General features: G+C 62.2%; 19 protein-coding genes. 4 read left to right on the forward strand and 15 right to left on the reverse strand.

Annotated features, from left to right (window positions below):
* Positions 1-72 precede the first annotated feature (72 nt).
* From GS_RS10280 to GS_RS10315, 8 genes are all read right to left on the reverse strand, one after another.
* Entirely contained in the window at positions 73-1287 is a 1215-nt protein-coding gene (locus GS_RS10280; RefSeq protein ID WP_010942689.1) for a response regulator, read from the reverse strand.
* A gap of 117 nt (positions 1288-1404) precedes the next feature.
* Positions 1405-2592 carry a serine hydrolase domain-containing protein gene (locus GS_RS10285; protein ID WP_010942690.1) on the reverse strand — a complete coding sequence of 396 codons (1188 nt, stop codon included), beginning with the start codon at positions 2590-2592 and terminating at the stop codon, positions 1405-1407.
* A 132-nt stretch (positions 2593-2724) separates the two neighbouring features.
* On the reverse strand, positions 2725-3126 hold the full coding sequence (locus tag GS_RS10290) for a DUF2914 domain-containing protein (protein WP_235044869.1): 402 nt from the start codon (positions 3124-3126) through the stop codon (positions 2725-2727).
* 52 nt (positions 3127-3178) lie between these two features.
* A complete protein-coding gene (gene argJ / locus GS_RS10295; protein WP_010942692.1) occupies positions 3179-4360 on the reverse strand; it encodes a bifunctional glutamate N-acetyltransferase/amino-acid acetyltransferase ArgJ in 1182 nt (393 codons plus the stop codon).
* 57 nt (positions 4361-4417) lie between these two features.
* Entirely contained in the window at positions 4418-7111 is a 2694-nt protein-coding gene (secA, locus tag GS_RS10300; protein ID WP_010942693.1) for a preprotein translocase subunit SecA, read from the reverse strand.
* Between the two features lie 256 nt (positions 7112-7367).
* Positions 7368-8669: a phenylacetate--CoA ligase gene (locus tag GS_RS10305; protein ID WP_010942694.1), complete on the reverse strand. Its 1302-nt coding sequence runs from the start codon at positions 8667-8669 to the stop codon at positions 7368-7370.
* 39 nt (positions 8670-8708) lie between these two features.
* The gene (locus GS_RS10310) at positions 8709-9257 is read right to left on the reverse strand and encodes an indolepyruvate oxidoreductase subunit beta (RefSeq protein WP_010942695.1); all 549 of its coding nucleotides are present in this window, start codon (positions 9255-9257) and stop codon (positions 8709-8711) included.
* Positions 9254-11071, reverse strand: a complete 1818-nt coding sequence (locus GS_RS10315; RefSeq protein WP_010942696.1) for a thiamine pyrophosphate-dependent enzyme — start codon at positions 11069-11071, stop codon at positions 9254-9256. The genes GS_RS10310 and GS_RS10315 overlap by 4 nt, the downstream gene beginning before the upstream one ends.
* A 213-nt stretch (positions 11072-11284) precedes the next feature.
* Here GS_RS10315 and GS_RS10320 point away from each other — a divergent pair, with 213 nt between their 5' ends.
* From GS_RS10320 to GS_RS10335, 4 genes are all read left to right on the forward strand, one after another.
* Positions 11285-12319 carry a TRAP transporter substrate-binding protein gene (locus GS_RS10320; RefSeq protein ID WP_010942697.1) on the forward strand — a complete coding sequence of 345 codons (1035 nt, stop codon included), beginning with the start codon at positions 11285-11287 and terminating at the stop codon, positions 12317-12319.
* A gap of 73 nt (positions 12320-12392) precedes the next feature.
* The gene (locus GS_RS10325; protein ID WP_010942698.1) at positions 12393-12875 is read left to right on the forward strand and encodes a TRAP transporter small permease; all 483 of its coding nucleotides are present in this window, start codon (positions 12393-12395) and stop codon (positions 12873-12875) included.
* Complete coding sequence (locus GS_RS10330; RefSeq protein WP_010942699.1) at positions 12872-14176, forward strand: TRAP transporter large permease; 1305 nt, start codon at positions 12872-12874, stop codon at positions 14174-14176. Before GS_RS10325 ends, GS_RS10330 begins: the two co-directional genes overlap by 4 nt.
* Before the next feature lie 94 nt (positions 14177-14270).
* The gene (locus GS_RS10335) at positions 14271-14777 is read left to right on the forward strand and encodes a chemotaxis protein CheX (RefSeq protein ID WP_010942700.1); all 507 of its coding nucleotides are present in this window, start codon (positions 14271-14273) and stop codon (positions 14775-14777) included.
* Positions 14778-14885: 108 nt separating this feature from the next.
* Here the strand turns inward: GS_RS10335 and GS_RS10340 are convergent, their stop codons facing one another.
* From GS_RS10340 to GS_RS10370, 7 genes are all read right to left on the reverse strand, one after another.
* Positions 14886-16226 (reverse strand): TldD/PmbA family protein, encoded by a 1341-nt coding sequence (locus GS_RS10340; RefSeq protein WP_010942701.1) that lies wholly within the window; start codon positions 16224-16226, stop codon positions 14886-14888.
* 9 nt (positions 16227-16235) lie between these two features.
* Complete coding sequence (locus GS_RS10345) at positions 16236-16685, reverse strand: N-acetyltransferase (RefSeq protein WP_010942702.1); 450 nt, start codon at positions 16683-16685, stop codon at positions 16236-16238.
* 44 nt (positions 16686-16729) lie between these two features.
* Positions 16730-17650, reverse strand: coding sequence for a GGDEF domain-containing response regulator (locus tag GS_RS10350; RefSeq protein ID WP_010942703.1), 921 nt, complete (start codon positions 17648-17650; stop codon positions 16730-16732).
* Positions 17640-18494 carry an HDOD domain-containing protein gene (locus GS_RS10355; RefSeq protein WP_010942704.1) on the reverse strand — a complete coding sequence of 285 codons (855 nt, stop codon included), beginning with the start codon at positions 18492-18494 and terminating at the stop codon, positions 17640-17642. Before GS_RS10355 ends, GS_RS10350 begins: the two co-directional genes overlap by 11 nt.
* The gene (locus tag GS_RS10360; protein ID WP_010942705.1) at positions 18484-18813 is read right to left on the reverse strand and encodes a hypothetical protein; all 330 of its coding nucleotides are present in this window, start codon (positions 18811-18813) and stop codon (positions 18484-18486) included. The genes GS_RS10355 and GS_RS10360 overlap by 11 nt, the downstream gene beginning before the upstream one ends.
* 67 nt (positions 18814-18880) lie before the next feature.
* Positions 18881-20557, reverse strand: a complete 1677-nt coding sequence (gene recN, locus GS_RS10365; protein ID WP_010942706.1) for a DNA repair protein RecN — start codon at positions 20555-20557, stop codon at positions 18881-18883.
* Complete coding sequence (locus tag GS_RS10370; RefSeq protein WP_010942707.1) at positions 20557-21411, reverse strand: NAD(+)/NADH kinase; 855 nt, start codon at positions 21409-21411, stop codon at positions 20557-20559. Before GS_RS10370 ends, recN begins: the two co-directional genes overlap by 1 nt.
* Positions 21412-21463 lie beyond the last annotated feature (52 nt).

The following is a 21463-nucleotide window of genomic DNA, read 5'->3' on the forward strand; positions in this document are numbered from 1 at the left end:
ATGGGGATGAAGCATCCCCATTTCAGTTTCAGCGGTGTGGACCGGTCCCGTGGGCCGGCCCTGAAGTACGTCCTAGAGTCCTTCCTTGATCTTGCGGATCTCTTCCTTGATGATCGTTTCCGCCAGTTCGGGCACCACTTCCCAAGCGATCCGCTCGATTACTTCGCGGGAGATACGGGAAATGGCGGCAGCCAGTTGTTCTTCGGTGAGGGTGATGGTCCCCGAGCCCGGGGCAACCGGCTCGACAACCGGCGCCACTGACGTGGAAGCAGCCGGAGGGACGGCGGAGACATATTCTTCATCAGGGGCGAACTGCTGTTCCACGACAAACTGCTCCGGTACGGCAGTCCCGCCGAACTCAAAGCCAGCCGCCGGTTCCGCTGCAAAGGCCTCGGCAGCCTGAACACCGGCCGTCGGCTCGGGTTCAAAGGCAAAGGACTCGGGTTCGGCCACCGCGCCGAAGCTTATCGTCTCCTCGACTGTACCGAACGCGGGTTCTTCGGTGAAGGTGAATTCTTCCACAGGCACACCGAACGTGCCTGAATCGGCAGAGGCGGCAGGCGCTGCAGCAAAGGCCGCGGCATCGAACACCTCTCCCATTGCCTCGTCTCCGGGCACCATCTCACCGACTTCAACCTCGCCAGCAACTTCCTCCTCAAGCTCGAAGGCTCCCCACAGATCATCGGCGGGAACGGTCCCTTCAGCTTCGAATGTCACTGCCTGCGCCGCAGCCTCTCCAGCGGGTTCAGCCAGGGGCTCCGACTCGAACACCGGAAACGGCTCGGGTGTGGCCGGCTCGAAGACGGCTGACGGCTCGGGGGAAGAAACGAACGACTCCGGCTCCACCTCGAAGACGGCGGCAGGAATTTCTGCGGCAAAATCCGGTGCAGCGCCTGCGCCCGTTACCGCACGTGAGCCTCCCAGAGCCAGAAGCTCCTTGACTTTGTCGACAAGCTGCTGGGATTCAAAGGGTTTTGAGATAAAGTCGTCCGCGCCGCACTGCCGGGCCCGGTCCTCGTCAAAGGGCTCGAAGGCGCCGGTCATGAGCAGGAGAGGCGTGTTCTTCAGGGCGGGGTCTTGCCGGACGGCGGCGCACACCTCATAGCCATTGGAGCCGGGCATGAGGGCGTCGATAAGCATCACATCGGGTCTGCTTTCACGGGCTTTTTCCAGCGCGGCGTCGCCGTTGTCGACAACGGTCAGCTCAAAATCTTCGTTGGCGAAGATGATTCCCACGACCTTCTGAATGGTGATGCTGTCGTCGGCGAGGAGCAGCCTGTTGCCCATGAATCCTCCTTCAGGGGGAGCGTCGGAAAAGGGGCCCCGGATGGATGGGGAAAAGTGCGGTTAACCCGCGAACAATCGCGGAAACGCTACCATACTGACCTGAGGGTGTCAAGCTATTTACCGGCTCGTAACAGGGCCGTAGGATGCCGTTTCCACCAGCTCCCGAAGGTCCGGAAAGAGCATCCGGAAGGCCAGTGTCGACAGATCGCTCCGCAGCTGGCTGAAGGCCTTCGTATGGCGATGATCAAGGCGGACCGAGAGAAAGATCACGTAAGTATCCGTCCGCGGATCGATCCAGATCGATCCGCCCGAGTAGCCGGTGTGGCCGAACGATTCCTCGGAAAATCCCTCTCCCCGGGGCGATGAAAACGGGGATGCCATGTCCCAGCCGAGCCCCCGCGTCACCTTGCCCCCGCGGGAAAAATAGGGGGCCGTCATCTGGCGCACCGTTCGCTCCTCCAGAACGCGCCGGCCGTTGAGCTCACCTTCGCCGAGGATCATCCGGCAGAAGAGTGCCAAATCGCTCGCCGTACCAAAGAGGCCCGCATGTCCGGCAACGCCTCCCAGGAGACGCGCCAGGGGGTCTTGCACCGTGCCGAAGTGGGGGCCCCCCGAGCCGTCCAGGGTGGCGGCGCACCGCTCAGCAATTGCGGGGCCGGGCAGGAATGCGGTGTCCTTCATGCCCAAGGGGCGGAGAAAGGCATCCGCCGCATAGCGGTCAAGAGTACTGCCGGTAACGCGCCGGACCAGCTCGCCCAGCAGGATGAAGTTGATATCGGCATACCTGAACCGGTTGCCCGGCTCGCCTTTCAACTTCTGGGCGGCCACCCCGCTGATGGCGCTTTGCAGGGGATCGGCAGATGACAGGGAGAAATCGTCGAGACCGGAGGTGTGGGTCAACAGGTGCACCACAAGGACATCGTCCTTGCCGTGTCCTGCAAATTCGGGGAACCAGCGTACCAGGGGATCGACCAAGGAGAGTCGACCCTCCTCCGCCAGCCTCATGACTGCAGGGGTCGTTGCGATGACCTTGGTGAGGGAAGCGATGTCGAAAATAGTGGAAGATGTTACCGGTGGGGAATCGGGCAGGGACGACTGCTTGCCGAAGACGTGCTCGTAGATCGTGCCGTGACGGTTCCCCACGAGCACGATCCCGCCCGCTACCAGACCGTCATGCATGGCCCTTTCCATCAACCGCCCGATGGCTTCTCCGCCCGCCGGCGGTGCATACGGTGAATCACCGGCAAAAACCGTCAGCGAACCGAAAAGTATCAGGGCTATGACAAGTATCTTTCGGGACAACATGGAGACATTCCGTCACTCTGTAACGAACGTGAACCGTGGTGAGCCACTGGAGAGCAGGGTCCTCACCACTAAACAAGCAAGATTCAGGCCTTGGTTATGGGGACAGAAAAAAGGGGAGACACGGTCTCCCCATCAGTGCACCTTGAATTCCACCGCCTTGAGAACCTTCCCGGTCGAATCCACCGCCTCGACGCGCCAGGAGCCAACCGATTCGGCGTCAACGGGTTTTTTGCTCCAGGTACGCCATTTCTCGCCCTTCACCGTAAGCTCCTGCTCGCTGGCCATTGTGCCGTCCTTGTACCAGACATGGCGAATGACCGTTTCCTGGGCGCCGGGGTTGACGATCCGGGTAAAGCAGTAGAGGGCTTTCACCGACCGGTGCGAGATTCGACGTACCGCATCGATGGGGTTGTTGCGGGAGATCTTTGTGGTTACCGCCATTTCGGTGATCTTGAGATCGGCCGCCCGAACGGGCGAGCCAACGATCATGCCGCACGCAACTAGCGCAACGAGCAGGACGACCAGTCTCAGCATCCGCACCACCTCCCTCTCCTGTTTTTGGTGTTGTTCGACACCCCTCTGCTCCTCAGGTACGGTAATCGGCGTTGATCTTGACGTAGTCGTAGGACAGGTCCGAGGTGTAAACCGTTGCCCGTCCGTCGCCCAGATGCAGGTCTACAGTAACGGTGAACTCCTTCTTCCGCAATACCCCGGTACCCCGCGCCTCAGCGTCGCCGCCTGCGAAAACACCACCCTGTACCATCCTGACATCGTCGAAAAACAGCTCGGCACGGTCCGGTTCCACGTCCGCGCCGGAGTAGCCCACCGCCGCGAAAATCCGCCCCCAGTTGGCATCCTGCCCGAAAAAGGCGGTCTTCACCAGGCATGAATTGGCGACGGCCATGGCGGCCCGCTTGGCGTCGGCATCGGAGCGGGCACCCTTCACGGTTACTTCCACAAACTTGGTGGCCCCTTCTCCATCCTTGACGATCAGCTTGGCCAGAGAGAGGAGCACCTCCTCCAAAAGAACAGCAAATTCCGCGGCGCCCTCGCTCCCCTCGGACAGAACCGGGTTGCCGGCTGCTCCGTTGGCCATAATGATGGCGGTATCGTTGGTGGACATGTCGCCGTCCACGGTGATGGCATTGAAAGAGGTATCGTTGGCGCGGCGGAAAACCCGGTCGAGCCACTGGGGGTCCACTGCGGCATCGGTGACGACAAAGGCGAGCATGGTGGCCATGTTCGGCATGATCATGCCGGCGCCCTTGGCGATACCGGCGATGGTGTACCCGACGCCTCCCGCAGTCCCGGTACGCGCCTCCAGTTTCGGGAAGGTGTCGGTTGTCATGATGGCCGCGGCGATCTGATCGAGGGTCGCTGAACCCAGCCCGGCCACGAGGGAAGGAATCCCTCCCCTGATCCGCTCCATGGGGAGCGGCACGCCGATCACGCCGGTAGAGCATACGAGCACCTCGTGCTCAGATGCACCAATCCGTTCGGCCACGAGGCTGGTGGTTTCCCGCGCGTCCTCCATCCCCCGGTCTCCGGTGCAGGCATTGGCGTTGCCGCTGTTGACCACCACCGCGCGGCAGGTGCCGCTCGTGGTTCGCTCCATGTCCAGAAGCACCGGCGCTGCCTTCACCTTGTTGGTGGTGTAAACCGCGGCAACTGCAGCGGGCGCGTCCGAGCAGATGAGGGCCAAGTCCAGACGGCCCGGCTTCTTAATGGCCGCTTCAACGGCCGAGAACCGAAATCCCTTGACATTCATAACTGAAACCTCATGAGAGCGCCACAACCTGAGAACCCGGCGCCTTCCTAAGCTATCTCATTTTCCGCAGCACTTCTTGTACTTCTTGCCGCTACCGCAGGGGCAGGGCTCGTTGCGCCCGGCAAGCTTCTTGGACTTGGACGGCTCCGAGGTTTCATCCTCGTCGACCAGGTTGAAAACCATTTTTTTCCGGGCCTGCTTCTGCTGCTCCTCTTCCATCCGTTCGACATCTTCCTCGTGGGCAATCTGGACCCAGAATATCTTTTCCACGGTCTCGGCGGCGATGCGGGCCATCATGTCCATGAACAGCTGGTAGGCTTCCTTCTTGTACTCCTGCTTCGGATCCTTCTGGCCGTAGCCCCGCAGCCCGATCCCCTCCTTGAGGTGGTCGATGGAGAGGAGATGATCCTTCCACTGGGCATCGATGGTCTGGAGCATGATCACCTTGATGAGGTGGTCCATCAGTTCGTCGCCAAAGGCCGCCACCTTGGCATCAAAGGCCTCGTGGACCTTCTCCTTGAGCAGGGTGCGGAAACTCTCGGGGGAGAGCCGGTCCATGGTCTGGGGCGGTATGTCGATCTGGAAGCCGTAGGTCTTCAGAATCCCTTCGCCGATCGACTGCCAGTCCCATTCATGGGCCGACACCTTTTCTATGGCAAAGGAGGAGATTTCCTCAATGGTATCGTCCATCATCTGGGTGAAGTGACGACGGATGTCCTGGCCGGCCAGGATCTCGCGACGCTGGGTATAGATCACCTCGCGCTGCTTGTTCATGACATCGTCGTACTCGATCAGGTGCTTCCGAATCTCGAAGTTGTGGGCCTCCACCTTCTTCTGGGCATTCTCGATGGCCTTGGTGATCATGCCGTGGGTGATGGCCTCTCCCTCTTCGATCTTGAGGAAGTCCATTATCTTGGAAACCCGCTCTGAGCCGAAGATCCGCAGGAGGTCGTCCTCGAGAGAAAGATAGAAGCGGGATGAGCCCGGATCCCCCTGGCGTCCCGACCGGCCCCGGAGCTGGTTATCGATCCGCCGGGACTCGTGGCGCTCGGTGCCGATGATGTGGAGACCGCCCAGGGCCACCACTTCGTCGTGCTCCCTGGCGCAGAGGGTGCGGTACTCGGCCAGCACCTTTTCGTACTCTTCCTCTGGGGCATCGGGATTGGCCCGACGCCACTGTTTGGCGAGACCTTCGGGGTTACCGCCCAGCAGAATGTCGGTACCGCGGCCCGCCATGTTGGTGGCGATGGTCACCATTCCCTTGCGGCCGGCCTGGGCCACGATCTCGGCCTCCCGCTCGTGCTGCTTGGCGTTGAGCACGTTGTGGGGAATCCCCTGTTTCCTGAGGATCTCCGCCAGTACCTCGGATTTCTCGATGGAGATGGTTCCCACCAGGGTGGGCTGCCCCTTCTCGTGGCACCCCTTGATTTCCTCAATGACGGCGTTGAACTTCTCCCGCTCGGTCTTGTAGATGACGTCCGGGAAGTCCGGGCGCAGCAGGGGACGGTTAGTGGGGATGACCGTCACTTCCAGCTTGTAGATCTTGTGAAACTCCTCGGCTTCCGTGTCGGCGGTGCCGGTCATGCCGGAGAGCTTTTCGTACATGCGGAAATAGTTCTGGAAGGTGATGGTGGCGAGCGTCTGGTTCTCGTTCTCGATCTCCACCCCTTCCTTGGCCTCGATGGCCTGGTGGAGTCCGTCGGACCAGCGGCGGCCCGGCATGAGGCGGCCGGTGAACTCGTCGACGATGATGACCTCGCCGTCCTTGACCACATAGTCCACGTCGCGCCGGAACAGGGCATGGGCCCGGAGCGCCTGGTTCACATGGTGGAGGATCTCCATGTGGCGGGGGTCGTAGAGGTTGTCGATCTTGAGCAGCTTCTCGACCTTGGCGACCCCTTCTTCGGTGAGAGAGGAAGAGCGGGCCTTCTCGTCGACAGTGAAGTCGCCGGTGTAGACCTTGCGCTTGCCCGACAGGGTGTTCGCCTCCACCTCTTTGACCTCCCCCTTTTTCAGGTGGGGGATGATCCGGTCGATGATGTAGTACTTGTCGGTGGAGTCCTCGGTGGGACCGGAGATAATGAGGGGCGTCCGGGCCTCGTCGATGAGGATGGAGTCCACCTCGTCCACGATCGAGAAGAAGAAGGGGCGTTGAACGTAATCCTCCAGGGCGAACTTCATGTTGTCCCGCAGGTAATCGAAGCCGAACTCGTTGTTGGTGCCGTAGGTGATGTCCGCGGCGTAAGCTGCGCGACGTTCGTCATCATCGATGCCGTGGACGATGACCCCCACGGTGAGTCCCAGGAAGCGGTAGAGACGCCCCATCCACTCGGAGTCCCGCCGGGCCAGATAGTCGTTGACCGTGACCACGTGTACCCCGCGGCCGGTGAGGGCGTTCAGGTATGCCGGCAAGGTCGCCACCAGTGTCTTCCCCTCGCCGGTCTTCATCTCGGCGATCTTCCCCTGGTGGAGCACCATGCCGCCGATAAGCTGCACGTCGAAGTGACGCATGCCGAGAGCCCGCTTGCCCCCTTCCCGGCACACGGCGAAGGCCTCGGGCAGCAGGGACTCAAGACTTTCGCCCCGGGCAATCCGCTCCTTGAACTCGAACGTCTTCTCCCTGAGCTGATCGTCGGTCAGGCCCGCCACCTGTGACTCAAGGCCGTTGATCTTCTCCACCACCGGCCACATGCGCTTGAGTTCACGCTCGTTCTTGCTGCCGACGATCTTCTTTATGATGGCTCCAAACATATAAACCGGGTCTCCTGGGAAATCGTGTAATGGTCAAACGCAAGCGGAAACGGTAGCACAACAGCCGGAAATGCTCAATAGAATCCGTACGGCGCAGCGCCAGGCCCATGAAACGGTTGTGTCGCGCGGCACGTTGCGCACAGGGCCCCGAGGGACGGACAAAAGCGGCCAAGGCTGTTCCCTGCGGCCTGGCCGGCCGCGCACCTGGGCACCGGTGTCCGCCCCGCTCCACCGGCTTGACGGGTTCGGTTACGGGTCAGTAGGCGCGGTTGTCGAACATGCGGCGGGTCTTGCGCTCGGATCGGGGGAGCTCGCCGTAGGGGAGGAGATCCACCTCGCAGGAGACCATCAGGGAATGCTTCACACCCGACACGATCGCCTTGCTGAGGAGGGCATCCGCTGTGGGCGCAGCATCTTCGGCCCGCTCCACCCGGATGGTCATGTAGTCGCGACCATCGGCACCCCGGTCCAGAACCACCTGGAATTCACTGCCGAGCCCGTCGATCCGGTCGAGAATCTCATCAATCTGTCCGGGATAGATGTTGACCCCCCGGAAAATCACCACATCGTCGGAACGCCCGAGTATCCGGTCGTGACGGGGAAGAACGCAGCCACAGGGGCAATCGCCCGGCACGAGGCGGGTCAGATCCCGGGAGCGATAGCGGATGAGCGGTCCCCCCTCCTTGCAGAGCGTAGTGAAGACCATCTCCCCCACCTCCCCTGGCTGCACCGGCTGGAGTGTTTCCGGGTCGAGGATTTCAAGGAGATAGTAGTCGGCCCAGTAGTGAATGGAGCCATCTGCGCCCGGCACTCCGCAGGAAAGCCCCGTGCCCGGACCGTACACCTCGGTGAGGCCGGTGATGTCGTGAACCGATTCGGCACCGAGGCATTCGCGGATCTTGGCAAGAATCGCCTCGCTTGAACGTTCGGCACCGAGGATCACCTTGCGCACGGCGATCTTGTCGCGCAGATTGCGCCGCTGGACCTCTTCGGCCAGGAGCAGCCCCATGGAGGCGGTGCAGCAGACCACCGTCGACTGGAGATCCACCAGGAAAGTGGTCTGGATATCGAGGTTTCCCGGCCCCACGGGCACTGCCAGGGCACCGTACCGCTCGCATCCCAGCTGAAAACCCGCTCCGGCGGTCCAGAGGCCATACCCGACGCAGATCTGCACCCGGTCTTCACGGGTGACGCCGGCCATCTCGTAGCAACGGCAAAACATGTCGGCCCAGTCATCCACATCTTTCTGGGTGTAGCAAAGGATTTTCCGCTTCCCTGTTGTCCCCGAGGATGAGTGAATCCGGACGAGCTGCTCATGGGAGGCCGCACGAAGGGGGAAGGGATAGCCGTCACGCAGATCGTCGGCAGAGGTAAAGGGAAGCTTCGCAATATCCGCGAGGCTCGCGATGTCGTCGGGCGTCACGCCCGCCAGTTCGAGCCGGCTGCGGTAAAAGGGCGAGTTGCGCCAGGCGTGGTTCACGGTCCAGCGCAGGCCGTCGAGCTGGAGCCGTTCAAGCTCCGCGGGAGATGAGTAGTGGGCGGGAAAGCGGGTCAGCATAGGGGGATGCAACCTCCATCGGAAAGGATTACCGGAAAATCAAGCCTCCGCCCGCTCCATGCCGAGACGCAGGGCCTTGAGAGATGCGGCCCGGAGCGCCCCCTTTTCACCCAGCCGCCGCTCGATGGTTGCAATCACCTGGTGAGTGGAGCAGAAGAGGCCGGCATCGGTCAGCCGGGCTAGGGCAAAGCCGAGGAGGATCAGGTTCACCGCCTGGGGGGAGCCGATCTCCAGGGCAAGGGCGTCAGCGTCGATTACATGGACCAGGTGCCCCTCAAGTCCGGCCGGGACACGGGAGGCATTGGCCACGATCCACCCGCCGGGGCGGAGGAAGTGCCGGTGGAGCGCAATGTTCTCCTCCTTCATGGCCAGCAGGCCGTCGGCCCTGCCGGGGCGCACGAGGGGACTTGAGAATTCGCCCGCCTTCAGGTGGGAGATGACCACCCCGCCCCGCTGGGCCATGCCGTGGGTTTCGGAGGTCATGACCGGCATGCCGTTGCGGATGGCGGTCTCGGCCAGAATGCGGGTGACGAACAGGATTCCCTGCCCCCCCACCCCGCTGATGATCAGTTGCTCTCCCCCGGTCATTTTCCCACCTCCTCGATGGCCAGCCGCGGACAGACATCGACGCAGACGCCGCACTTGGAACAGACGAGGGTATCGACAACCACCCGCTTCGTTTCTTCGTCGTAGACCAGGGCCGGGCACTCGAACTGGGTGGTGCAGAAGCGGCAGCCGTTGCAGGCATCGCTTACCCGCACCGCCCGCTTCGGCGGCCGTTCGCCGGTGTAGGTCCGGTCAACCACGCAGGGCTGGCGGGCAATGACCACGGCAAGCCCGTCGGTCCGGGCAAAGGCCACCGCTTCTTTCATCAGGGCGGTAAAAGCGGGAAGGTTGCCCGGCTCGCCCGACCGGCAGAAGCGCACGCCGCATGCCTTGACCAGCCCCTCCATATCCACCGTCGCCGTGGGGACCCCTCCGGCGCCCCACCCCAGTGCCGGGGTCGGCTGGTTGCCGGTCATGGCGGTAGTGGCATTGTCCAGAATCACGAGCACGAACCGCGCATCCTGCACCACTGCGTCGATGAGCGGCGGGATTCCCGCGTGGAAGAAGGTGGAGTCGCCGATGGTGGCGACGATGTCGGGCACCTGGCCGGAAAGTTTGTAGGCGTGGTAGAAGCCGGCCGCCTGGGAGACCGCCGCCCCCATGCAGAGGACCGTGTCGACCCCTCCCAGGTTGAGGCCGAGGGTGTAGCAGCCGATGTCGGAAGGATAGATTCCCTTGGGAGCAGCCCGTTTGATGGCATGGAAGCTGGCCCGGTGGGGGCAGCCCGGACAGAGGGTCGGCCGGCGGCCGCCGCCCGTGGGGGGCGCAACGGAGGGTGCGGCGGGAATGCCGGCAAAAGCGGCCACCAGACGCTCCACCAGTTCCGGGGACAGCTCCCCCACCTCGGGAACGAAGCCCGACCGTTTTCCCTTCACCCGGTGACGGTCGGCCAGTTGCAGTTCCATGACCCCGGTGGTCTCCTCCAGTACCAGGATCTCGTCGTAATCGGCCAGAAGCCGCTCCACGAACGCCGTGTGGAGGGGGTAGGGCTGTACCACCTGCCAGAGAGGAATAACGTCCCGGAGTCCCAAGTCCTCGAGCACCTCGCGGGCGTGGGCCGCTGCCACGCCGGAGGCAACCAATGCCTTACCGGAAGAGACCCCCGGATTGAGCAGCCGCGGGGCGGTCGGCTCCCAGGCGGCAATGCCGGCCAGCTTCTCCTCCAACTCCAAGTGAAGCTTGTGACGAAAAACCGGGGTAGCGGCCCAACGGGTCGGATCCTTGACAAACGCGGCCGTCCGTTCGGACGGAGCAACCGGGCCGGGGAGGATGTCCTGGTTGGCGTGGCAGACGCGGGTAGTGGGCCGGAGCATGACCGGCACCCGGAAGGCCTCGGACAGTTCGAAGCCGGCGGCAATGAGCTCCCGGGCCTGGTTGGGGGAATCGGGGTCGAGAACGGGCACCTTGGCGGACATGGCCGTCAGGCGGCTGTCCTGCTCGGTCTGGGACGAGTGGGGCCCCGGGTCGTCGGCGGAGATGACCACGAAACCGCCGGTGACTCCCAGGTAGGCGGCACTCATGAACGGATCGGAGGCAACATTGAGCCCCACTTGCTTCATGGCCGTGGCCGCCCGCAAACCGGACTGGGCGGCGGCGTAGGCAATCTCGAAGGCAACTTTCTCATTAACGGCCCACTCCACATGCATGGGTACGCCGTAACGCTCCCGCCAGAGAGCCACGCCGGAGAGGATCTCCGAGGCGGGCGTGCCGGGATACGAGGCGACGACACTGCATCCGCTCTCCACAAGGCCGTGGGCCATGGCATCATTGCCGAGCAACAGCTTCCGTTCACTCACCGAAAATGGCTCCTTCCGTGGGAAAAATTAATAGATTTTCCGCGGTCGGTCCTTTTTTGTCAATCGATATTCTCGACGAATGGGGCAGTTGCATTGTGAATCGACTTGAATTTTCGGAGATATTTATTTATACAAAAGCAATCCCTCCATACCGCATTAATTAAAATAATGTTCGATATCACGAAACTTCTTCCACACTCAGGAGGTCGCACAATGAAACGCTTCACCCTGTTCATGCTCCTCGCGCTGCTGCCGGCATCGCTCGTCCCCGCAGCCGGCACCGCCCGCGCCCAGTCGACCATCACCCTCACCTACGCCAACTTCCCGCCCGCGGCTACCTTCCCCTGCATCCAGATGGAGCGCTGGGCCAAAGAAGTGGAAAAGCGAACCGGCGGCAAGGTGAAGGTAAAGACCTTTCCCGGCGGCACGCTCCTCAACGCCAAGAACATGTTCGAGGGGGTTACCTCCGGCATCGCCGATATCGGCAACTTCGCCATGAGCTACCAGCCGGGCCGCTTCCCTGTGTCCGAAGCGGTGGACCTTCCCCTGGGCTTCACGAGCGCCAGGGTGGCAAGCCTCGTTCTCTACGACCTGATCGAAAAGTACAAGCCCAGGGAGTTTGAAAAGGTAAAAGTACTGACGGTCTTCACCTGTCCTCCCACCAATTTCATGACCAAGGCGCCGGTACGGCGCCTGGCCGACCTGAAGGGAGTGGAACTCCGCGTGGCTGGCACAAGCGCCGAAGTAGCCAAGCGCCTGGGGGCGGTACCGGTGGCCATGCCACAATCGGAAACCCCCGAAGCGATCCAGAAAGGGATTGTCAAGGGGATGATCTCTTCCCTTGAAATTCTCCAGGATCTCAAGTTCGCCAGCTACACCCCCTACGCGACCATCGCCAACCTGCCGGTGGTTTCCTTTGCGGTGGTCATGAACAAGGCCAAGTGGGATTCGCTCCCCGCCGACGTCAAGAATGCCCTGGACACCCTTTCCCGCGATCAGGCCGCATGGACCGGCGAGTACGCCGACCGCCACGTGCAGGAATCTCTCGCTTGGGCGAAGAAGGGCTACCAGCATCAGGTATTCACCCTGCCGGCCGCCGACCAGAAGCAGATCAACGCACTCCTCTCCCCCATGGTGGACGACTACGTCAAAAAGGTGAGCGCCCAGGGGCTCAACGGCAAGCAGATCGTGACGGACGTGCAGGCATTCCGGAAGAAGTACGAGACGCCGGCGAAGAAAAAGCGGTAGGAATACGGGGGCCTGGGACCGGTAAACGCATTTATGCCTTTTCGGTCCACAGTCCCGGTCCCGGACCAACTACATGGAACGTTTATTCGGCATCCTCTCCAAAGCATTCATGGTCGTCGGCGGTGTGGCGCTCCTGGCGCTCGTACTGCTGGCCACCGGCAACGTGGCGTCCCGAATCGGCCGGGCTCCCTTTGCCGGGACCTACGAGATCGTCTCTTTCCTGGGTGCCATCGTCATTGCCGGTGCCCTGGGGCACACCCAACGCCGCAAGGACCACATCGTGGTCGATATCCTGTCGGAACGTTTCCCGGCGCCGGTCAAGCGGCTGCTCGACGCGGTGAACTATGCCGTCACCTGCGGGCTGTTCGGCATCGCCGCCTGGCAGGTGTGGGTCTGGGGCGACAAGCTCCGCCTGTCGGGAGAGTTATCCGAAACGCTGAAGCTGACCTACTACCCTTTTGTCTACGTGGTGGCTGCCGGCTTCGGCGTTCTGGCCGGGGTGTTGTTCATCGATTGCATGAAAACGGTATTGCGCGGTAAGGAGAGTGAGGAGTGAGCGGTCCCATTGTCGGCGTCTACGGCATCTGTGCCATGTTTTTCATGCTGTTCGTACTGCGGATTCCCGCAGCCTTCACCCTCATGATGGTCGGTTTTCTCGGCATCGCCACGGTCACCACCTGGGACGCGGCCCTGGCCATGCTCGGCAGCGAACTCTGGGGCAGCTTTTCCAACTACGGCCTCACGGTCATTCCCCTGTTCATTCTGGTGGGGGAAATCGTCCATTACGCCGGCTACAACAACAGTCTCTACCACGCTACCTACAAGTGGTTCGGCCACAAGCGCGGCGGCCTTGCCATGACCACGATCCTGGCATCGGCGGCCTTCTCGGCCATCAGCGGCTCCAACACCGCCACCGCCGCCACCATGAGCGCCGTGGCGATTCCGGCCATGAAAGAATACAAGTACCATCCGCTGCTCAACGCCGGCTCCGTGGCTGCCGGCGCGACCCTGGGGGTCCTGATCCCTCCCAGCATCGTACTGGTGGTCTACGGGCTCTACACGGGCCAGTCCATCGGCAAGCTCTTCTTCGGCAATGTCATCCCCAGCGCCATCCTGACGATCCTCATCCTCCTGACCGTAGTCTGGATCTGCCGCCGCCACCCGGACTGGGGCCCCGAGGGGCCCAGAAGCGGCTGGGGGGAGCGGTTTGCCGCCCTGCCCGAGGCCATCGATATCCTGATCCTCTTCGCCATCATCATGTACGCCCTGTTCACCGGCGTGGTGACCGCCACCGAGGCGGCGGCAGTGAGCTGCTTCCTGGCTCTCGTGATCTGCGGTCTGCGCAGAAAGCTCACCTGGAAGAAGCTGACCGGGGCATTAGTGGACACCCTGCGCATCTCCTGCATGGTGTTCATGATCGTGGCCGGCGCGGTCATCTTCGCCAAGTTCCTGACCATCACGCGGCTCCCCTATGAAACCGCCGAGTGGATCAGCTCCCTGGATCTTCCCCGCTGGATGGTCCTCTGGGTCATCCTGGCCTGCTACATCATCGGCGGCTGTATCATGGACGCCCTGGCGTTCCTGCTGGTGTCGCTCCCCATCTTCTACCCGCTGGTGACCCAACTGGGCTACGACCCGATCTGGTTCGGCCAGGTGATCACCATCGTGACCACCATGGGGTCCATCATGCCCCCCATCGGCATCTGCTGCTACGTGGTATCCGGCATGTCGGGCATCCCTCTCGGCACGGTCTTTCGTAGCGGCCTCTACTACATGCCGTCCTACATCGCTTCCATCGCAATCCTCATGGTGTCCCCCTACTGGACGGTGCTCGTGCTGGCCGACCTAGTGAAGTAACGGGTCCGTGACCGCACAGCCGGAAAAATTGTTAAAGTTTTCCGGCTGCTGGGCGATGAGAAAACTCAGAAACCACTGATCAAGGGGAACGCCCATGTCCGCAATCACCTTCGAAGAAATCATGTTCACCATCATGTCCGCCACCCAGGACACCTTCAAAAACTACCTGAGCGTCGACATATTCGCGGGAAAGGTTGAGCGGAAGGTAGATCCCGTCGATTCCGACGTGGTCGGTATCGTCGGTGTTGCGGGCGACAGGGTGGGCTATATCATCCTGGCGGCGGAGAGCACTGCAGCGGTAACGATCGCCAAGGAGCTGCTCATGCTCGACGAACCCGACGAGGAGTCCATCAGAGATGCCATCGGCGAACTGACCAACAACATCGCCGGGGTATTCAAGACCAAGTACCATGAACAATACGGCAATGTGGCCCTTGGGCTCCCCCTCATCGTCTCCGGCATGCTGCGTACCGTTGCCGAGGGCACGTCGCAGGATCAGTCGGGCGGCAGCTCCAGCATGAACGTCCAGTGCAAGGGGGTTACCATTCCCTTCATGAGTCTGGACGGCAAGTTCGCTCTCCGCGTGATGGTGTACATGTAACGGGCCACCCACGCACCAGAACGTCCCCCACGAAAAACAGCCGCGCCGGTCATGCCGGGCGGCTGTTTGTGCTTTTTCCTCGGTATACGGCAAATGGCGCGGCCGGACTTACTCCCCGCTCACGTCCAGGGCGGCAATCCGCAACGACGGCGAGCCCACGGTACCGTAGAAGCGCAGGTCATTCCCCACCGCCTCGACCCCCCTGAACAGCTCCAAGATGTTGCCCGCAATGGCGATCCCCTTCACCGGCCGGGTCACGCGTCCGTCCTCCACCAGGAAGCCCGCTGCGCCCACGGAGAAGTCACCCGAAATGGTATTGGCGGTATGCATCCCCATTACCTCGGTCAGCAGCACTCCCCGCGTGATTCCCGCCAGGAGCGCTTCGGGAGCTTCGGTGCCGTTCTCGATGAAGAGATTGGATACCCCCATGTGCGGCGGCGATTTGATGCCGCTGCGAATGGCGTTTCCGGTAGGGGCGACCCCCTCCTTGCGCGCCCGGAGCGTATCGTAGAGATAGCTGTCGAGCCGCCCGTTTTGCACCAGAACCGTATTCCGCTTGGGCACGCCCTCCGCATCGAAGGGAGCGGTTCCCATGCCGCCGGGCAGGGTACCGTCGTCCCGGATGGTGAGCAGCGGCGCAACGATCATCTCGCCCCGCTTGCCCGCCAGGAGCGACTTGCCCTTTTGAACGCTCTCGGCCAGGAATGCCGGTGCCAGCACTTCGAGGATCTCGGTGGCCACGTAGGTGTCGAGCACCGCGGGGCAGCGCATGGTCGGCACCGTGGCGGCGCCCAGGAGGCCGGTCGCCTTGGCAACTGCGCCGGCAACGATCCGCTCCACCGAAATGCCGTCGAAGCGGGATGAGAAATCGAAATCCCACCCCATCTGGGACTGACCGTTTTCCTCGGCAACGGCCGTCACGCTGGCCGACACCGATGTTCCCCGGTAGCGGCAGCTGACGCCCCGGGAATTGACCACCATAGTCTCCACCATGGAATCACCATAGGTGGCTTTCCGCACCTTCCGCACCCGCGGATCGGCCGCCAGGGTAAGCCGCTCAAGGTCGAGTGCGACGGCAATCTTTGCCTCTTCGGCCACGGCAGCAAGCCCGTCGTCGAACAGCCCCGGAACATCGGGATATACCGCCGGCGGGTCGGGGAAACCGTGGTCCGCGTCCGGGGTCTGGCTTTCGGCACCCACAAGGGCGTTGTCCACCATGCGCGCCAAGTCCTCCGGTGCCATGCTTGTGGAAAAGGAGAACCCCATGCCGCCGTTCTTCAGCACGCGCACGCTCACCCCCAGCGGGGCGGAACACTTGAAGGTATCGACCTTTTGTTCCTTCACCTCGATAGAAAGAATGTGCGACGATGCGGCGGTTATCTCCCATCCGTCCAGGGAACGGTTGGCGAGTATTTCTTGAACGGCGCTGATCATGCCGGCGGTATCCATGGAAACCTCTCAGAGATCAAGAATCATCGCGATTTCATCGCAGTCGGGGAACTTGACGCACTTGATGCAGTCGGTCCAGACCTTGTGGGGCAACTCCGACTTGTCCACGATCCTCATACCGAACTTGCCGAAGAAATCGGGCTTGTAGGTGAGGCAGAATACGCGCTTGAGCCCCAATTGCCTAGCCTCGTCGATACAGGCCTGCACGAGCATGGTACCGATCCCCTTGCGCCCCGCATCCTCGGACACGGCCACGGACCGGATCTCTGCCAGGTCTTCCCACATGATATGGAGGGCGGCGGCGCCGAGCACCACACCGTTTTCCTCCCAGACGTAAAAATCGCGGATCGCCTCATACAGCTCCGACAGTGAGCGGGAGAGCATATCGCCCCGGCTGGCGAAGTGGGTGAGAAGCTTCTGTATATCCTTGACGTCGGCAATCTGGGCCTTGCGGAGCATGGCGCGGTATCTCCTTGCGTGATGGAATGAAGATGGAAAACGGATCAGTACTTACGTCGGTCGACGACAAAGCAGCTCTTGTGGGATTGCTTGGCAAGGGTCTTGAGCTCTGCCGCCACCTCGGCCACCTTGGCGTAGTGGCCGATTTTGGGAGAGTCCGTGGGAACGATGGCGATGGCGACCCCCATGAGGGGGACCTTCTCCTCGTTCCCCTTGCGGTCGTGGGCCAGGAAAAAGCCATTACGCTTTTCCTCCTCGTTGAAGAGTTCCGAAACCACGGCAGTGAAATTGGCGATGATCCGCCCGGCAACCACCTCGGCCTGGTCGAAGGGGACGATAAAGACGAAATCGTCCCCGCCGATGTGTCCCGCGAAGCCGTCGCCTGCGTCCTTCACGGCGTTGGACATGATGCGGCCGAGCATCCTCAGGACCTCGTCGCCGTGGGCGAAACCGTAGACATCGTTATACTGCTTGAAGTGGTTGATGTCCACATAGCAGACCGCCATGGGCTTGCCCACCGTCTGCTCGATGGCGCGCTGAATGGAGGTGTTGCCCGGCAGCCTGGTGAGAGGATTGTTGTCGAAAACCCGCCGCAGCCGCCGCAGCGACAGAACGATGCGGGTAAAAAGCTCCCGGAAATTCAGGGGGAAGGTAACGAAATCATCCAGGGGATACTCATCCCAGTCGAAAAACTCTGCCGCCGGCTCCGGCATCATGCCGATGACCGGAATGGTGCTGAAGAAAAAGTCGTCCTTGAGGCTCCTGATAATGCCCAGGAACGCCTCGTCGGGCGAGGAGAGATCCATGAGGATCACGTCGGGGGGATCCGAGTAGATGAATCCCATGACGCTGGAGGGGGTCGTCAGGGTCACCACCTGATACCCTTTACTCTGGAGGCGGAGCTCGATATTGCCGTCCCCCCGCTTTTCATTGGCAACGATGGCTATTCTCAGGTCAGATCTCATCGACGGCCTGTATCTCCAGACTGAAGTTCTTCGTTTCGATCAGCCGGTCCTCCAGCTCTTCCACAATGGCAACCAGGTCGCCCTCGGTCATGCCCAGCCTCTGCCACGCCTCGGGCTGGATCTGGGGGACATACTCGTCGCCGCTGAAACCGAAGCCGCTGGCCTTCACGAGCACATCGGCCAGATGGACCACGGCGGTCTTGACCTGGTGGGTCGATGAGCGTGCCACGTCGTGGTGACAGGCCACGGGCTCGCTCAGCTTGTCCGGCAGGTACCAGCTCCGCACGAGCCACTCCCCCACCTCCGCGTGATCGGTTCCCAGCAGCTCCCGCTCCGCGTCCAGCATGGCCAGTCCCTTCCTCTCCATGAGCATGGCGACACGGGCGTAGTCCTCGGGGCATTTCTCCTTGATGATCACCTTGCCGATGTCGTGCAGAAGCGCTGCCGTGGAGATTTCCTCCACCTCGGGGAGCTTCAGGCGGCGGGCAATGATGTTCGCAGCCACGCCGGCGCCGAGGGAGTGCTCCCAAAGCCCAACGATGGTCTTCTCCATGATTTCGAAGATGGAGGAGCTAAGCGCCAGACTCTTGATGACATTCACGCCCAGGAGGATCAGGGCGTTGGAAATGGTGGAAACCCGGTAGAACCCGTAGGAGGGGGAGTTCACCAGACGCAGCACCCGCGCCGACAGGATCTGGTCAGAGGAGACGAGTTGCGCCATTTCCTGAATGGTCGACTTGCGGTTTTCCGACAGGGCCTGGAGCCGTGTCACGATGCCGGGAAGCGTCGGGAGCGTGCTCGTGTCACGGATGATCTCGAAAATCTCGGTCCGCTTATCGTTCACCGCCACCCTCCACGGAGCGGACGATGCCCGCCTGGAACAGTTCCTTGAGCCGCTGCATGAGCGGATTCCCCTCCACTTTGCTGAAACGCCGGTCCAGATCGGCCAGCATGTCGTCGAGGGACTTTTCACCTTCGAGCTCAACCGGCCTGCCCTCAACGGTGAGAGTCTTCACCCCGAGATTACGCAGCCGCTCCAACAGGGCCGCTGTGATAACGGTTCCCTTGCCGCAGATCGGTGGACCCTGTGGGTTGTCAGCCCGCTTCACCTCCCGGGCCAAAACCATGTCCGGCGCGGCGAGGGCTATGGGAATGGTTTGCATCTGCCTAGCTCCTCATGAAAATTACATATCCGCATAAGTGTACCAGATAACGGTGCCGGCGCGAGTGTCAGCCCCCGACAGCAGCCCTGCGGGCGCCCTCGATCATCTCCCGGGCATGATCGAGGGTGGTGCCGGTGATGGTCACTCCGCCGAGCATTCGTGCCATTTCCGCGACCCGGTCCTCCCCTTCGAGAGGGGTGACCGCCGTGGCGGTCCGTCCGCCTTCAACCCGCTTTTCCACCTTGTAGTGCCGATCGGCAAAGGCGGCAACCTGGGGGTGATGGGTGATGCAGAGGACCTGCTGGGCACGGCTTACCCGCTTGAGCTTCTCCCCCACCAGGGCCGATGTGGCGCCGCCAATGCCGGTATCCACCTCGTCGAAAATGAGGGTCGGCACGTCGCTCTCGGGGTGGACCTGCTTGAGGGCCAGCATGAGTCGCGAAAGCTCCCCACCGGAGGCAATCCGCGCCAGGGGTTTCGGTTCTTCCCCCGGATTCGGGGAAAACAGGAAGGTTACGCTGTCGAGCCCCGTCTGGCGCGGTTCGGGCAGTTCCTCGAACGCCACGTCGAACAGGGCGTGCTTCATTGCAAGCTCGTGGATCTCCCGCTCCATGGCGGCCTTGAGCCGCTTTGCCGCTTCGTGCCGCTTTGCCGAGAGACCATGCCCCGTTTCCCTCACCCGGCCGGCCAGGGTTTCCAGCTCCCGGTCGAGATCGCTGCGGGTCCGGTCGCGGTTGAGAAGCAGTTCCATCTCCCGGGCCGCTTCCTCGCCATAGGCGATGATCTCTTCCACGGTGGGGGCGTATTTCTTCTTCAGGCGCCGGATCAGATCGAGCCGCTCGTCCACCGCCTCCAGTCGGGCCGGGTCGGCCTCGATGCGCGCACCGTAGCCCCGCAGGGTCAGGGCCGCATCCTCCAGTTGAGCCGCCGCCGATTCCACAACGTCCAACAGCGGGGCCAGTGAGGCATCAACCCCGGATATTTCGGCAACCCTACCCTTCACTCGGGCAAGCAGGTGCAGAACCGAAGACTCGTCGCCGTACAGGGCTTCATAGGCCTCTTCGCTCCCCCGGCTGAGCCGCTCGGCATTGACGAGCAGTTCCCGCTCCCCGGCCAGGGCCTCTTCCTCGCCCGGCGCCAGGGCTGCGGCGTGGATCTCCTCCACCTGGAAGCTCAAGAGGTCCAGGCGCCGGGCAGCCTCCCGCTCACCCTCGTCCAGCTCCCTGAGCCGGGCTTCGGTCTCCCGGTACCGGTCGAAGATGGCCGCATAGTCGGCCCGCAGGGAATCGAGGCCGGCGAAGCCGTCCAGCAGCCTCAGGTGGTTCTCGGGCCGCAGCAGGGTCTGGGACTCGTGCTGGCCGTAAATATTGACGAGTTCGCGGGAGATATCCGACAGCATTGCCAGGGTGGAGAGACCGCCGCCGATGAAGACCCGATTGCGTCCCGACCGTGACACGACCCGCTTCACCAGCAGCTCGCCGTCGCAATCGAGTCCCATCGCCGCCAGCCGCTGCCCGAGTGGCGCATCGGTCGGCAGGGAAAAAAGAGCTTCTACCGTTGCCTCTTCCTCGCCGGTCCGGACCAGCTCAGCCGAGGCGCGCCCCCCCATAATAAGGTTCACGGCATCGATGATGATCGATTTGCCCGCGCCGGTCTCGCCCGTAAGGACGGTGAGCCCCCGGTCGAAGGAAACATGAAGGGAATCGATGATGGCGAGGTTCCTGATGGAGAGATCGGTCAGCACTACCGCTCCCCCCACTTGAGCTTGGTCCGGAGTACCTCGAAGTAGTTGCGGCTGCGGGACATGACGAGCCGGGTCCTGTGGGCCGCCCGGCGCACATGCACCGCGTCGCCGCATTTCAGCTCCATCCCCACCTGGCCGTCCAGCGTCAGGTAGACATCCTCGTCCTTGGAGCGGAGCCAGACGGTTACTCCTGAACTCGACTCGAGCACGATGGGACGGTTGGTGAGGGTGTGGGGACAGATGGGGGTGATCGTGATGCACTCCAGTGACGGATGAACGATGGGTCCGTTGGCCGAAAGGCTGTAGCCGGTGGAACCCGTGGGAGTTGAAATAATGAGGCCGTCGGCCTTGTAGGTGGTGAGCCGGATGCCGCTCACCTCCGTCTCCATGTCGATGATCCTGGCAAGGGCTCCCTTGTTGATGACCACATCGTTCAGAACCCGGTGGGAACAGATCTCCTCGCCGTTACGCTCTACGGACACGGTAAGCATCATCCGCTCGGTCACCTGAAAATCGCCCGAGAGACAGGATTCCAGCACCGGATAGAGCTCGTCCAGGGTGATCTCGGTCAGAAAGCCGAGACTGCCCAGGTTGACGCCGAGAATGGGAATCTGGCGGGACCCGATGAGCCGCGCCGCGGAAATGAGGGTCCCGTCGCCGCCGAGGACCACCGCCATATCGGCCAGCACGGGAATGTCCTCGGGGACGATGCCCTGCCGCCCCCCCAAGTGGCGCGCCAAATGGGCCTCCACCAGCGGAATCAGTCCCCGCGCCTCCAGCCAGGCGATCAGCTCGCTCGCCACGCCCTGGCAGCGGGGATCGTGAACCTTGGCGAAGATAGCGATTTTTTTCATTCGTGCGGCCTTCCGGATATGGTATAAACTTGAATTTTACTAACACAGATCA

This window comes from Geobacter sulfurreducens PCA, assembly GCF_000007985.2.
Taxonomy (GTDB): Bacteria; Desulfobacterota; Desulfuromonadia; order Geobacterales; family Geobacteraceae; genus Geobacter; species Geobacter sulfurreducens.